Raw genomic sequence first — 657 nt, 5'->3', positions numbered from 1 at the left:
CGGATCCGTCGCGCCCGGTCGGGGATCTGGAGATCCTCGGTGCGGGGGAGCGGTCGCGGATTCTGGAGTCGTTCAACGACACTGCGCACGAGGTGGATGCGTCGGCGACGTTGGTGTCGTTGTTCGAGGCGCAGGTCGCCGCGAACCCGGACGCCCCGGCCCTCGAATTCGACGGCCGCACCTGGACCTACCGGCAGCTCGACGCGTGGGCGGGCGCGACCGCCCGGCAGCTCGTCGACCTCGGCGTCGCTCCCGAGGAGCGGGTCGCGCTCGGTATGCGCCGGTCCGTGGAGCTGGTGATCGGCATGGTCGCGGTCGCGAAGGCCGGTGGTGCCTACCTGCCGGTGGATCCGGATCAGCCGGCGGAGCGGACGGACTACATTCTCGGCACCGCCGATCCGGTGTGTGTGCTGACCACGCGCGGCGAAGGCTTCGGAACCGACGGTGGCCGCGCCGTCCTGTTCGTCGACGACTTTGTGCCGCAGGATGATTCGACGGTCGATGTCCCGTTGCGCGTGGCGTCTCCGGCGCCGGAGCACACGGCGTATGTGATCTTCACGTCGGGTTCGACGGGTCGTCCGAAGGGTGTGGCGGTGCCGCATCGGGCGGTGGCGAATCAGTTGGTGTGGAAGGTCGCGGCGTTCGGGTTGGGTCCGG

1 protein-coding gene is annotated in these 657 nt (G+C 69.9%); it reads left to right on the top strand.

Going from position 1 to position 657, the window contains the following annotated elements; genetic code table 11:
• The coding region (locus M1M07_RS32380) for an AMP-binding protein (protein ID WP_248676790.1) at positions 1-657 on the top strand (657 nt) is incomplete at both ends.

The organism is Rhodococcus sp. HM1 (assembly GCF_023218075.1).
In the GTDB taxonomy this organism is placed as follows: Bacteria; Actinomycetota; Actinomycetes; order Mycobacteriales; family Mycobacteriaceae; genus Rhodococcus.
Note: the sequence above shows the minus strand (reverse complement) of the source record. Positions and strands in the feature narration are given on the sequence as shown.